Here is a 14,326-nt window from a genome sequence, read left to right on the forward strand (position 1 = left end):
CCCCGGCCTTTCGGCCGGGGCGAGCCGCCAGCTTCTCGCGGGCTGGTGACGCGCTCCCGGACTCCGTCCGGGAGGTGCCCCCGGGCTGCGTCGCCTCACGCCGCGGAGCGGCATATCGACGGTGCGCGCGAGTACGGCCACGTGCGAGCTGCGCCGCTGCCGGCGTGCGGCTCCGCCGCGTGCGGCGCCTTGTGACCACCCGCCAGCCGCGTCCCCAACCGCACAGGGCAATCCACCCAGCCAGCCCTGGCCACGAGGATCCGGAGGACGGGTCCGGGGACAACCTGCCCCTTCGAGGGCCATCAGCCCGCCAGGGCGACGGGTCACCACTCCGCGTGGGAGCCGTCCTGGTGGCGCCAGATCGGGCTGTGCCAGGACGGCTGGGAGTCGTTCGCGGCGCGGACGGCGGCCTCGTCGACCTCGATGCCGAGGCCGGGTGCGGTGGGGCGGTTGAAGTGGCCCTCGTGGAAGCGGAAGACCTCCCGGTCCACCACGTAGTCCAGCACCTCGGCGCCGGTGTTGTAGTGGATGCCGATGCTCTGCTCCTGGATCAGGAAGTTCGGCGTGGCGAAGGCGATCTGCAGGCTGGCCGCCAGCGAGACCGGGCCGAGCGGGCAGTGTGGGGCGATCTGGACGTCGAAGGTCTCGGCGAGCGCGGCGATGCGGCGAACCTCCGAGATGCCACCGGCGTGCGAGAGGTCGGGCTGGAGGACCGCCACCCCGGCCTGGACGGCCGGCAGCGCGTCGGTGCGTGAGTAGAGCCGCTCGCCGGTGGCGATCGGCACGGGCGAGGCGGCCACCAGGTCGCCCAGCAGGTGGGTGTACTCGGGCAGCACCGGCTCCTCGGCGAAGAGCGGGTTGGTGTGGGCGAGTCGCGGCAGCACCTTGCGGGCGTTGGCCGCGGTGAAGCGGCCGTGGAAGTCGATGGCGAAGTCCCGGTCCGGGCCGAGTGCCTCACGCGCGGCCTCGGCGCGCCCCACGATCCGGTTCAGGTCGGTGACGGTGGCGAGGCGGTTCATCCGCCCGCTGGCGTTCATCTTGACGGCGGTGAAGCCCGCCTCGACCTGGGCCGTCACCGAGTCCGCCACCTCGGCCGGGTCGTCCCCGCCGACCCAGCTGTAGGCCCGCACCCGGTCCCGGACGGGGCCGCCGAGCAGCACGTGCACCGGCACGCCGAGCGTCTTGCCCGCGATGTCCCACAGGGCCTGGTCGAGGCCGGCGACCGCGCTGGAGAGCACCGGGCCGCCGCGGTAGAACGAGCCCTTGGTCATCAGCTGCCAGTGGTCCTCGATGCGGGACGGGTCCTTGCCGACGAGGAGTTCGGCGAGTTCGTGGACGGCGGTGCGCACCGTGGCGGCACGCCCCTCGACGACCGGCTCGCCCCAGCCGACGACGCCGTCGTCGGTCTCGACGCGGCACAGCAGCCAGCGGGGCGGGACGGCGAAGGTCTCGACGCGGGTGATCTTCAAGGCGTTACTCCGGTACTCCTAGGAACTGTTCTTCAGCACGCTCCAGCCACCGTCCACCGCCAACGAGGCGCCGGTGACGAAGGAGGCGTCGTCGGAGAGGAGGAAGGCGACGGCGGCCGCCACCTCCTCGGGCCGGCCGAGGCGGCGGGCGGCGGTCTCGGCCGCGGTGGCGCGCCGGTCCTCCTCGCCGACGCGCTCCCAGGCCGGGGTCAGGACGGGGCCTGGCAGCACCGCGTTGACCCGCACCTCGGGGCCGTACTCGACGGCGAGTTGCCGGGCGAGGCCGGTGAGTCCTGCCTTGCCCGCGGCGTAGGCAGGACGTCCCGGCAGGCCGAACCAGGCGTGCACGGAGGAGACCAGCACGGCCGCGCCGCCGGTGTGGCGCAGGCCAGGCAGGCAGGCGCGGAACCCGAGGAAGGCGCCGGTGAGGTTGACCGACAGCTGGCGGTTCCAGTCGGCGAGTTCGGTGGCGTCGGCGGGGGCGATGGTGGCCGTGGCGGCGTTGCTGACCAGCCCGGTGACCGGGCCGAAGTGCCGTTCCGCGGCGTGTGCCGCCGCCTGCCAGGCCGCCTCGTCGGAGACGTCGCAGTGCTGGTACGCGGCTCGGCCGCCGGCCTCGGTGATCGCCCCGGCCAGCGCCTCGCCCGCTTCCCGCGCCACGTCGGCGACGAGCACCCCGGCGCCCTCGGCGGCGAGGCGCCGCGCGGTGGCCGCGCCGATCCCGGAGGCGGCCCCGGTGACCAGGACGCAACGGCCGGCGAACCGACCCGCGGCGGGTGGGGGAGTGGGCACGTCGTCCTCCGGTGTCTTCCTCGGGTGCCGTCCCGGGCACATGACCTGAAGCTCGATGATATTAAATGTTAATTATTGAGGGTTGCCAAGCCCCTCGATGGGGCGTTCGTATTTCGTGTGCGCCCCTGGAGGCGGCGTGCGCGCCGGATGTGTGCGCCGCTGGGTGCGTTCAGCGCCGTGGGAGTGCCGCGTGCAAGGCTGTGACATGGCCCACAGCGGCGCCGGATCGGTGATCCGCGTAGATTGCCTGGCCGTGGCAGCGCTGTGTCATCGACGTTGTCTCAGAGTGAAGGCGGCGAGAAGCGCCAGCTCGCGCTCCGACGGCCCGCCGACGGTATCCCGCGCGCCCCGATCAGTCGCTCACACACCGTCACCTTCCCCCCTGGGCGGGCGGTTGACTGGGCGAAACGGGCTGCGTGTAATGCGGACGTCTGCTTGTCTCATGATCGTGAGTCGGGAGAGTCCATGCGGATGCCGGAGCCCGGCATGTCCCCCCAAACCCCGCACCCATCCCCGCCCCAGCCCCCGCAGTCGTGTCTCGTCGTCGTGGTCAACCCCCTGCACCGCCCCTCGCCGCGGCTCACCGTCGCCGCCGCGCGAGCCGGGGCGCTCGGCGTCCTCGAACTGCCCGACGGCGACGCGCGCGGCGCCGTCGAGGCGCTGGACCGCACCGTCGGCTGGTCGAGCGCGCCCTTCGGCGTCCGGGTGCGGCCCGGCTGCCCCCTCGCCCCGGCCGCACTGCCGGAGGCCGCCGCCACCGTGCTGCTCGCCGACCCCGGGCGCGCCCCGGCCGAGTTCCCCGGGCGTCGGGTGCTCGTCGAGGTCACCGACCTCGACCAGGCCCGCGCCGCGGCCGACGCCGGCGCCGCCGGGCTGATCGTCCGGGGCTCGGAGTGCGGCGGCAGGTCCGGCGGCGCCAGCACCTTCGTGCTGCTCCAACAGGTGCTGGCCGGCCTCGGCGACGCCCTGCCCGTCTGGGCCGCCGGCGGCATCGGACCACACACGGCCGCCGCCGCGGTCGTCGGCGGCGCGGCCGGCGTCGTGCTCGACACCCAGCTCGCCCTGTTCGACGAGGCCGCCCTGCCGCTGGACGTCACCGAGACCCTGGCCACCCTCGACGGCACCGAGACCGTCCGCCGCCACGGCGTACGGGTGCTCCGGCGGCGCGGCCCCGGGGCGCCGGAACTGCCGGACGACCCGGCCGAGTTCCTCGCCCGGGTGGGCGCCGACCCACGCACCGGGCTGCTGCCGGTCGGTCAGGACGCGCCGCTGGCCGCCGCCTTCGCCCGCCGCTGGACCACCGTCACCGAGGCCGTGCGCGGCGTGCGCCGGGCCGTCGCCGACGCGGTGCGCGACGAGCGGCCGGCCACCGCGCTCGGCACGGGCGCCCCCGCCACCCGCGTCCTCGGCACCCGCCTCCCGGTCGTGCAGGGGCCCATGACCCGGGTCAGCGACCAGCCCGAGTTCGCCGCCGAGATCGCCGCCCACGGCGGCCTGCCGTTCCTCGCCCTGGCCCTCTCCGACGCCGAGCGGACCCGCGACATGCTGGAGCGCACCAGCGCCGCCCTCGGCGACGCGCCCTGGGGCGTCGGCATCCTCGGCTTCGCCGACGAGGCCGTCAGGACCGCCCAACTCGACGTCGTGCGACGGGTACGCCCCACCCACGCCATCGTCGCGGGCGGCCGCCCGGCCCAGGCCGCCGCCCTGGAGGCCGAGGGCATCACCACCTTCCTGCACGTGCCGTCGCCCGGGCTGCTGCGGCAGTTCCTCGCCGCCGGCGCCCGCCGGTTCGTGTTCGAGGGCGCCGAGTGCGGCGGCCACGTCGGGCCGCGCAACAGCTTCCCGCTCTGGGAGGCGCAGTTGGAGGTGCTGCTCGACCACCTCGCCGGCGAGCCGGACGGCGCCCGGCTCTCCGTGCTCTTCGCCGGCGGCGTGCACGACGAGCGGTCGGCCGCCATGACCGCGGCCCTGGCCGCCCCGCTCACCCGCGCCGGCGTCGCCACCGGTGTGCTCATGGGCACCGCCTACCTGTTCACCGAGGAGGCCGTGGCGGCCGGCGCCATCAGGCCGCTGTTCCAGCGCCACGTCGTCGCCGCCGAGGACACCGAGCTGCTGGAGACCGCGCCGGGACACGCCACCCGCTGCGCCCGCAGCGCCTTCGGCGCCGACTTCGCACGGCTGCGCGCCGAGCTGCGGGCCGAGGGCGTCCCCGAGCGCGAGATCTGGGAGCGGCTCGAGCGGTTCAACGTGGGTCGACTCCGGCTCGCCAGCAAGGGCGTCGAACGGGTCGGCGCCGAGCTGCGCGCCGTCGACGAACGCCGCCAGGCCGCCGAGGGCATGTTCATGGCCGGCGAGGCCGTCGCGCTGCGGGACCGGGTCACCACCCTCGCCGACCTCCACGCGTCGGTCTCCGAGGGCGCGGAACGCTGGCTGCGCGCCCGCGCCGCCCAGGTGCGCGACCGCCTCGGGCTGCCCGCGCCCGGGCGGGCGGAGCGGGACGTGCCGGAAGGCGCGCCCGAGCCGCTGCGGGTGGCTGTCGTCGGCATGGCCGGGATGTTCCCCGGTGCCCAGGACCTGTCGGCCTTCTGGGCCAACGTCCTGGCCGGCCGGGACTGCGTCACCGAGGTCCCACCCGACCGCTGGGACCCCGAGCTCTACTACGACCCGGAGGGCGACGGCGAACGCACCCCGTCCAGGTGGGGCGGCTTCCTGCCACCCATCCCCTTCGACCCGCTCCGCTACGGCATCCCGCCCGCCTCGCTCGCCGCCATCGAGCCCGTCCAACTGCTGGCCCTGGAGGCCGCCAGCCGCGCCCTGGCCGACGCCGGCTACGCCGGTCCCGACGCCGACCACCGCCGCACCTCGGTGATCTTCGGCACCGAGGCCGGCAGCGACCTCTCCAACGCCAGCGCCCTGCGCAGCGTGCTGCCCGGCTACCTCGGCACCGTCCCGGCCGCGCTCGACGAGCAACTGCCCCGCCTCACCGAGGACTCCTTCCCCGGGATGCTCGCCAACGTCATCGCCGGCCGGATCGCCAACCGACTCGACCTCGGCGGCGCCAACTACACGGTGGACGCCGCCTGCGCCTCCTCGCTCACCGCCGTCGACGCCGCCTGCAAGGAACTGCTCGCCGGCACCAGCGACCTGGTGCTCTGCGGCGGCGCCGACCTGCACAACGGCATCAACGACTACCTCCTCTTCTCCTCCGTGCACGCGCTCTCGCCCAGCGGCCGCTCCGCCACCTTCGACCAGTCCGCGGACGGCATCGCGCTGGGCGAGGGGGTGGCCTGCGTGGTGCTCAAGCGGCTCGCCGACGCCGAGCGCGACGGCGACCGGATCTACGCCGTCATCGACGGCGTCGGCAGCGCCAGCGACGGCCGCGCCCTCGGCCTCACCGCGCCCCGCCCTGAGGGGCAGCGCGCCGCGCTCACCCGCGCCTACGCCAACGCCCGCGTGTCGCCGGCCGACATCGGCCTGATCGAGGCCCACGGCACCGGCACGGTGGTCGGCGACCGCACCGAACTCGCCACCCTCACCGAGGTGTTCGAGGAGGCGGGGGCCGTGCCCGGGAGTTGTGTCATCGGCTCGGTCAAGTCCCAGATCGGGCACACCAAGTGCGCCGCAGGGCTCGCCGGCCTGATCAAGGCCACCCTCGCCCTCTACCACGGCGTGCGACCACCCACCCTGCACCTCACCCGGCCCAACGAGGCGTGGTCCGCGGCGAGCAGCCCGTTCGCCTTCCACACCGAGGCACTGCCCTGGGCCGCCGCACCCGACCGGCGGATCGCCGGGGTCAGCGCCTTCGGCTTCGGCGGCACCAACTTCCACGTCGTGCTACGCGCGTACCAACAACCGCCCGCCGCGCACGCCCTCGACGAATGGCCAGCCGAACTGCTGCTCTTCCGCGGCCGCGACGCCGCGACCGCCCGCGCCGCCGCCGCCTCGCTGCTCGCCCTGGTGGAACGCGGCGGACCCTGGCGGCTGCGCGACCACGCCCGGCAGGCCGCCCGCCGCGCCGACCTCGCCGCGGCCCGCGGCGAACCCGTCCACCTCGCCCTCGTCGTGGACCGCCTCGACGCCCTGCCCACCCTGCTGCGCCGGGCCGCGAACGGCGAGTCCGCGCCGGCCGACGGCATCCACACCGCCCCGCCCGACGCCGGCGAACCCGGGAAGCTTGCCTTCCTCTTCCCCGGCCAGGGCAGCCAACGCCCCGGCATGCTCGCCGAGTTGCTGGTCGCCTTCCCCGAACTCCAGCGCCACCTCACGGCCGGCGCCCGCTGGGCCGACCGGATCTACCCGCCCGCCGCCTTCGACGAGGCGGGCGAACGGCTGCGGCAGGACCGGATCACCGACACCGCCGTCGCCCAACCCGCCCTCGGCCTCGTCGAGTCGGCGGCGGCCGAACTGCTGGCCCAGCTCGGCGTGCGGCCCGACATGGCGGCCGGGCACAGCTACGGCGAGCTGGTCGCACTCGGCGTCGCCGGCGCCCTCGCCCCCGCCGACGTGCTGACCGCGAGCGCCGCCCGGGCCGAGGCCATCCTCGCCCAGGTCAGCTCGGGCGACCCGGGCGGCATGGCCGCCATCGCCGCCACCCCCGCCCAGATCGAGGAGTCGCTGCGCGGCTCGGCCGCCGCCGAGCAGATCGTCGTCGCCAACCACAACGCGCCACGCCAGACCGTGATCTCGGGCCCCACCGCCCCCCTGACGGAGGCGACGGCGGTGCTGCGCGACGCCGGCTTCGCCACCAAGCCCCTCAGGGTGGCCTGCGCCTTCCACAGTCCCCGGGTCGCCGGCGCCGGAGCCGTCTTCGCCCGCCATCTGTCGCGACTCGCCGTCGGCGCGCCCGCGTTCGACGTCTGGGCCAACCGCACCGCCACGCTCTACCCCCGGGACCCGGAGGCCGTCATCGCCGGGCTGGCCGAGGGGATCGGCGCCCCGGTCCGCTTCACCGAACAGATCGAGGCCATGTACGCCGCCGGGGCCAGCGTCTTCGTCGAGGTCGGTCCAGGACGGGTGCTCGGCCGCCTGGTCGACGCCATCCTCGAGGACCGCCCGCACACCACCGTCGCCCTGGACGACCACCGAAGCCCCGGACTGCCGGGGCTGCTGACCGCGCTCGCCCGACTCGCCGTCGCCGGCGTCGACGTGCGCGCCGGGCGGCTCCTGACCGGTCGCGACGCCGTCGACCCCGAGACCGCCGCCACCCCCACACCACCCGGCTGGACCGTCGACGGCCGGGTCGTCCGCCGCGCCGACGGCACCCCCGTGCCCGGCGCCCTCCAACCCCCACGCCTCGTCACGGAGCGCATCATGCCCCAGGACCCCCAGCAGCACGGGGCCCACCCGTCGGGCCCCGACGCCCTGATAGCCGAGTTCCTGCGGACCAGCCGGGAACTGGTCGCCGCCCAGCGCGACGTCCTGCTCGGCTACCTCGGCGCCGGCGCGGCCCCCGCGTCGCCGCCGGCCCCACCGGGCCCCACCGCCCCACCCACCGCCGCCCTCGAAGCCGCGACGGCGTCCGGCACCGCCGCCCGGCCGGCCGCGCCCGCCACGCCCGCCACGCCCGACACACCAGCCGCGCCGCGCGACGTGCTGGGCGCGGTGCTGGCCGTCGTCTCCGAACGCACCGGCTACCCCGCCGAGATGATCGAGCCGGACCTCGACCTGGAGGCCGACCTCAGCGTCGACTCGATCAAACGGGCCGAGATCGCCGGCGAGTTGGCGACCCGGCTCGGCCTCCCTGCCGGCGCCGCCGCCGACCTCGACCAGCTGGGCACGGCCCGCACCGCGGCCGGCCTGGCCGCGCTGCTGGAGACCGGCCTCGGCGGCGGGGCCCGGGAACCGGCACCGGAGCCCGCCCCCGTCGCGGAGCCCGCGGCCGGGGCGACCGCCGCCCCGGCGCCCCGCGTCGAGGCCCCGCGCCGCCTGGAGTTCACCGAACACGAACTGCCCGAGCCCACCGGCGGTCCGCCGCCCGGCACCACCGTCCACCTCGTCGGCGGCGGCGACCTCGCCACCGCGCTCGCCGCCCGTCTGACCAGGGCCGGCGCCACCGCCCAGGCCGCCCCCACCGGCCGGCTCCCGGAGGGCGCCGCCGACACCGTCCTCTACCTCGACGCCCTCGACCCGCACGACGGCACCGAGTCCCCGCTGCCCGAGGCGTTCCCCCTGCTCAAGACCCTGCTCGCCCGCGCCCCCCGCCGACTGCTCGCCGTCGAGCGCGCCACGGGCCCTGCCACCGGGCTACGCGGCCTGTTCCGCACCATCGCCCGCGAGTACCCGGAGCTGCACGCCACCCTGCTGCGCGTCGGGTCGGCCGAGACCACCGAGGCGCTCGCCGACCGCGTACTCGCCGAACTCTCCGCGACCGACCGCGAACCCGTCGTCCTCGCCGACGGCGGCCGCCGTCGCGCCCTCCGCCTCACCCCCGCCGACCTCGGCCCGCTGGCCGCCACCGGCGCCGGACCGGCCGGCGACGGCGCCGCCGAGGCCGCCGCCCTCGGCCTCGACCGCGACTCCGTGCTGCTGCTCGCCGGCGGCGCCCGCGGCATCACCGCCCGCTTCGCCCGCGCCGTCGCCGCCGTCGGCCGGTGCCGCCTCGAACTACTCGGCCGGACCCCGGTGCCCGCGGCCACCGAGGACCCGGCCACCGCCGGCGCCGCCGACCGCTCCGCGCTGCGCGCCGCCTACCTCGCCGCCGGCCACACCTCGCCCGCCGCCGTCGAGCGCGCCGTCGCGGCCACCCTCGCCGAACGCGAGGTCCGCGCCACCCTCGTCGAGCTGCGCGCCCTCGGCAGCCCGGTCCGCTACCACTCGGTCGACGTTCTCGACGCCGAGGCGGTGCGCGCCACCGTCAAGGACATCCACGCCGAACACGGCCGGATCGACGGCGTCGTGCACGCGGCCGGCGTCATCGAGGACAAGCTGATCGCCGAGAAGACGCCCGAGTCCTTCCGGCGGGTCTTCTCCACCAAGGTCGACGGCGCCCGCACCCTGCTCGACGCCGTCGGCGCGCTCCCCAGATCCCCCCGGTTCGCCGTGCTCTTCGGCAGCATCGCCGCCGCCCTCGGCAACCGCGGCCAGAGCGACTACGCGGCGGCCAACGACGCCCTGCAGGAGCTCGGCCGCCAGTGGTCGGCGCCGGGACGTCGCGGCCTCACCGTCCACTGGGGTCCCTGGGCGCCGGGCGAGACGGGCGGCGGCATGGTGACCCCCGAGCTGACGCGCTCCTACGCCGCCCGCGGCATCGGTCTCATCGACCCGGAGGAGGGCCCGCTCGCCCTGCTCCGCGAGCTGGCCTGGGGCGCTTCCGAGACCCACGCGGTGGTCTACGCGGCGTCCGGGTGGTGACGCGCGTGCCGGAACAGCCCCCGGTCGCCGTCGTCGGCATGGCCGTGCTCCTGCCGGGCGCCGGCGACCTCGACACCTACTGGCACAACATCACCCACGGCGTCGACGCCATCGGCGAGGTCCCGGCGGACCGTTGGGACGCCGAGTACTACCGGCCGGCCGGGCCGCGGCGCGCCGACCGCGTCTACTGCCGGCGCGGCGGCTTCGTCGACGCGGCCACCGAGTTCGACGCCGCCGGGTTCGGCGTCATGCCGGCCTCTGTACCGGGCACCGAGCCCGACCAGCTGATCGCCCTGCACGTGGCCCACCGGGCCGTCGGGGACGCCGGCGGCGGGTCGGCGCTGCCCGCCGACCGGACCAGGGCCGGCGTCGTCCTCGGCCGCGGCGGCTACCTCACCCCCGGCCTGGTCCGCCTTGACCAGCGGGTCCGCACCGCCAGCCAACTGGTCCACACCCTCCGAGAGTTGGCGCCCGAGCTCGACGAGGCACGGCTCGACCGCGTCCGCGCCTCGTTCACCGACCGACTCGGCCCCGAGCGGCCCGAGTCGGCCATCGGCCTGGTGCCCAACCTCGCCGCGTCCCGGGTCGCCAACCGCCTCGACCTGCGCGGCCCCGCCTACACCGTGGACGCCGCCTGCGCCTCCTCGCTGGTCGCCGTCGACCACGCGGTGCGCGAACTCACCACCGGGCGCTGCGACCTGATGCTGGCCGGCGGGGTGCACCACTGCCACGACATCACCCTGTGGAGCGTCTTCAGCCAGCTCGGCGCCCTCTCGCCGACCGAGCGCATCCGCCCCTTCCACCGGGACGCCGACGGTGTGCTGATCGGCGAGGGCACCGGCGTCGTCGTCCTCAAGCGGCTCGCCGACGCCGAGCGGGACGGCGACCGGATCTACGCCGTGGTGCGCGGCACCGGCGTGGCCAGCGACGGCCGGTCCGCCAGCCTGCTCAACCCCGACCCCGGCGGCCAGGCCCGCGCCGTGCGGCTGGCCTGGGCGGCGGCCGGTCTCGACCCGCGCGCCCCGGGGGCGCTCGGCCTCCTGGAGGCGCACGGCACCGCGACCCCGGCCGGTGACCGGGCCGAACTCGCCACCCTCGCCGAGGTGTTCGGCCCACCCGACGGGCGGAGGGCCGCCGTCGGCTCGGTCAAGTCGATGATCGGCCACACCATGCCGGCGGCCGGCATCGCCGGCCTGATCAAGGCCGCGCTCGCCGTCCACCACGGGGTGCTGCCGCCGACGTTGCACTGCGAGGAACCCAACCCCGCCCTCGCCGCCACCCGGTTCGCGCCGCTCGCCGAGGCCGCGCCATGGGAGCCGCCGGCCGACGGCGCCCCCCGGCGGGCCGGCGTCAACGCCTTCGGCTTCGGCGGGATCAACGCCCATGTCGTCCTTGAGGCCCCCGCCACCACCTCGGCGCGCCGCCCGCCCGCCGTCACCGTCACGGAACCCGAACGCGTGCTGCGACTCGCCGCCCCCGACGCCGACGCGCTCGCGGCGCTGCTGGCCGCCGACGACTCCACGGTGCTCGCGGCCGGCCTCGACGACACCGCGCGCGACGCCGGCCCGGCCAGGCTCGGCGTGGTCGACCCCACCGCCCGCCGGCTCGCGCTGGCCCGCAAGGCCGTCGCCAGGGGCGCGCCCTGGCGCGGCCGCGGCGACGTCTGGTTCGGGCCGCGCCCGCTGCTCGGCCCCGCCGGAGGCCGGATCGCCTTCGTCTTCCCCGGTCTGGAGGCCGAGTTCGAGCCCAGGGCCGACGCGCTCGCCGCCTGGCTCGGGCGGCCGGTGCCCGCCCGGGCCAGGGTCGGCGACCTCGGGCGGCACGGCGCCGCCGTCCTCCAACTCGGCCGGCTGCTCGACGTGGCGCTGCGCCGGGTCGGCGTCGTCCCCGACGCGGTAGCGGGACACAGCGTGGGGGAGTGGACCGCGATGGTCAGCGGCGGCATCCACGCCGCCGCCGAAGTGGACGCCTTCCTCGCCGACTTCGACCCGGACGCGCTGCGGGTGCCGGGCCTGGCGTTCGCGGTGCTCGGCATGCCGGCCGAGCGGGCGTGCGAGGAACTGGCCGGCCGGCGGGACGTGGTCCTCTCCCACGACAACGCCCCCAACCAGTCGATGGTCTGCGGCCCCGAGCCGGCCGTCGAGGAACTGGTCACCGCGCTGCGCGAGCGCGGCGTCATCGCGGGGATCCTGCCGTTCCGCTCCGGCTTCCACACCCCGATGCTCGCCCCCTACCTCGGCCCCATCCGGCGCGCCGCCGAGGTCTACACGCCGCACGTCCCGACCACGCCCGTCTGGTCGGCCACCACCGCCGCCCCCTACCCGGCGGAACCGGCGGCCGTGCGGAAGCTGTTCGTCCGCCACCTGCTCGAACCGGTCCGGTTCAGGCCGCTGATCGGCGCCCTCCACGACGCCGGCTTCCGCGCCTTCGTGCAACTGGGCGCGGGCCAACTCGGCTCGCTGATCGACGACACGCTCGCCGGCCGCGACCGCGTGGTGGTCGCCGCGCACGCGCCCGTCCGCGACTGCCTGGCCCAACTCAGCCGGGTCGTCACGGCGTTGTGGGTGGGCGGCGCGGAGCCCGACAGCACACCGCTCCGCGCCCGCCGCCGAAGCGGGGTCCGCCTCGCCCTCGGCGGCCCGCTGGTCTCCCTCCCCCCGACCACGCGCGGCCTGCTGACCACTGGCGCGCTCGCCGCCGTCGACCACCCCGTGGCGGCCGAACTCGCCGCGTTCCTCGCCGAAACGGCGTCCACGGCCGCCGCCGTGCTGACGACGGCCGGCGGTTCGCCCCCCACCCACCCGCCCTCGCGCCCTGGGTCGGGGGGTGCTGGCTCGCTGGCCCCGAGGCCCGACGTCGCCGGGCCGGCGGTCTGGCGGGTCGACGTCGCGGAGATGCCGTACCTGCTCGACCACTGTTTCTTCCGGCAGCGGCCCGGGTGGCCGGACGACGGGGACCGGTGGCCGGTCGTGCCGGCGACGACCGCCGTCTCGCACCTCATGACGGTCGCCGAGCGGGCCGCGGGCCCCGCGGCGCGGGCCGTGGCGGTGCGGGACGTGCGGCTGCTGAAGTGGATCGAGGCCGTGCCGGCCGTCGAACTTCCCGTCACCGCCCGGCGGTCGGGGGCCGGCGAGATCGAGGTCGGGCTGACCGGCTTCGCCGCCGCCACCGTCGGCCTGGCGGCCGAGTACCCCGCGCCGCCCGCCCCGTGGCGCTTCGACCCGGCGACCGAGCGGGTGCCCGCGATGCGGGCCGAGCAGCTGTACCGCGAGCGGTGGATGTTCCACGGCCCGGCGTTCCAGGGCGTCACCGAGCTCACCGCCATCGGCGACCGGCACCTGCGCGGCGTCATCACCGCCCCCGCCGCGCCGGGCGCCCTGCTGGACAACGTCGGCCAGCTCCTCGGCTACTGGATCATGGCCAGCCGCACCGAGCGCACCACCGTGTTCCCGGTGCGGATGGACCGCGTCACCTTCCACGGCCCGCCCCCGGCGGCCGGCACCCGCTTCGACTGCCTGATCAGGATCGGCGCCGTCACCGAGTCCACCCTCACCGCCGACATGCAGCTGGTCCACCAGGGCCGGGTCTGGGCCGAGTTCACCGGCTGGACCGACCGGCGGTTCGACACCGACCCCGGCATCAGGGCCGTCGACCGCTACCCGGGCCGGCACATCCTCTCCACGCCGGCGGACGGCGGCTGGACGCTGGTGCACGAGCGCTGGCCCGACCTGGCGACCCGCGAGCTGCTGATGCGGAACGTCCTCGGCGGCGCCGAGCGCGCCGCCTACGCGGCGCTGCCCCCGGTCCGCCGCCGGCAGTGGCTGCTCGGCCGGATCGCCGCCAAGGACGCGCTGCGCCGCGTGCTGTGGGCGGAGGGCGCCGGCGAGATCTACCCGGCCGAGATCGCCGTCCGCAACGACGCGGCCGGCCGGCCGGTCCCCGTGGGCGTCCACGGCCGCGACGTGGCCGGCCTCACCGTGTCCATCGCGCACCGTGCCGAGGCCGGCGTCGCCATCGCCGGACGCGGCCCGTGCGGCATCGACATCGAGGAGATCACCGAACGCCCGCGCGCCACCGTCGAGTCGGCCTGCGGTCCCGAGGAGCGCGCCCTGCTCGACCGCGTGTCCGCGGGCTCGGACGCCCACGCCTGGTTCACCCGCTTCTGGGCCGCCAAGGAGGCCGTCGCCAAGGCCCGCGGCACCGGCCTGCGCGGTCGACCGGCCGACTACCGGGTGCTGGCCGCCGAGCCCGAGCGGCTGCTGGTCGGCGTCGGCGACGCCACCCACCAGGTGCGGGTGGCCGAGGTGCGCAATCCACCGGCGCTGCCACCGCGCCGGTACGCCGTCGCCTGGACCACCGGCGACAACCCGACTGGAGAGTGAGATGACCACCACCCGGACCCCCCGGGCCACCGCCCCGAAGCCCGACGAGGTGCTGGCCGACATCGCCGACATGCTCAGGAACCTGCTGGCGGACGCCGGCCTCGACGACGCCGAGATCGACCGCGACACCACCTTCCACGACGACCTGGAGCTGGAGAGCATCGACCTGGTGACGCTCTCCGGCGCGCTGCGCGAGCGCTACGGCGACCGCGTCAACTTCGCCACCTTCATCGCCGAGCTCGAACTCGACGAGATCATCGCCCTCACCGTCGGCGAGCTCGTGGACCACGTCGTCGGCTCGCTGCGCGCCACCGAGCGGAGCTGACCGGACCG

Annotated in this window: 5 protein-coding genes; 3 read left to right on the forward strand and 2 right to left on the reverse strand. The window is 76.5% G+C overall.

The window, feature by feature from the left end:
* Window positions 1-323: 323 nt before the first annotated feature.
* The gene (gene dgoD / locus ACFWI8_RS22035) at window positions 324-1,469 is read right to left on the reverse strand and encodes a galactonate dehydratase (RefSeq protein ID WP_387094219.1); all 1,146 of its coding nucleotides are present in this window, start codon (window positions 1,467-1,469) and stop codon (window positions 324-326) included.
* An 18-nt stretch (window positions 1,470-1,487) separates the two neighbouring features.
* Complete coding sequence (locus ACFWI8_RS22040; protein ID WP_387094222.1) at window positions 1,488-2,303, reverse strand: SDR family NAD(P)-dependent oxidoreductase; 816 nt, start codon at window positions 2,301-2,303, stop codon at window positions 1,488-1,490.
* A gap of 444 nt (window positions 2,304-2,747) precedes the next feature.
* Here ACFWI8_RS22040 and ACFWI8_RS22045 point away from each other — a divergent pair, with 444 nt between their 5' ends.
* From ACFWI8_RS22045 to ACFWI8_RS22055, 3 genes are read left to right on the forward strand one after another with little or no spacing between them, the layout of a single operon-like run.
* Window positions 2,748-9,611, forward strand: a complete 6,864-nt coding sequence (locus tag ACFWI8_RS22045) for an SDR family oxidoreductase (protein ID WP_387094225.1) — start codon at window positions 2,748-2,750, stop codon at window positions 9,609-9,611.
* A complete protein-coding gene (locus ACFWI8_RS22050) occupies window positions 9,608-13,993 on the forward strand; it encodes a beta-ketoacyl synthase N-terminal-like domain-containing protein (protein WP_387094227.1) in 4,386 nt (1,461 codons plus the stop codon). Before ACFWI8_RS22045 ends, ACFWI8_RS22050 begins: the two co-directional genes overlap by 4 nt.
* Window position 13,994: 1 nt before the next feature.
* Window positions 13,995-14,318, forward strand: coding sequence for an acyl carrier protein (locus ACFWI8_RS22055; protein WP_387094230.1), 324 nt, complete (start codon window positions 13,995-13,997; stop codon window positions 14,316-14,318).
* Window positions 14,319-14,326 lie beyond the last annotated feature (8 nt).

This window comes from Streptomyces sp. NPDC127098 (assembly GCF_042722465.1).
GTDB classification, from domain to species: Bacteria; Actinomycetota; Actinomycetes; order Streptomycetales; family Streptomycetaceae; genus Streptomyces; species Streptomyces millisiae.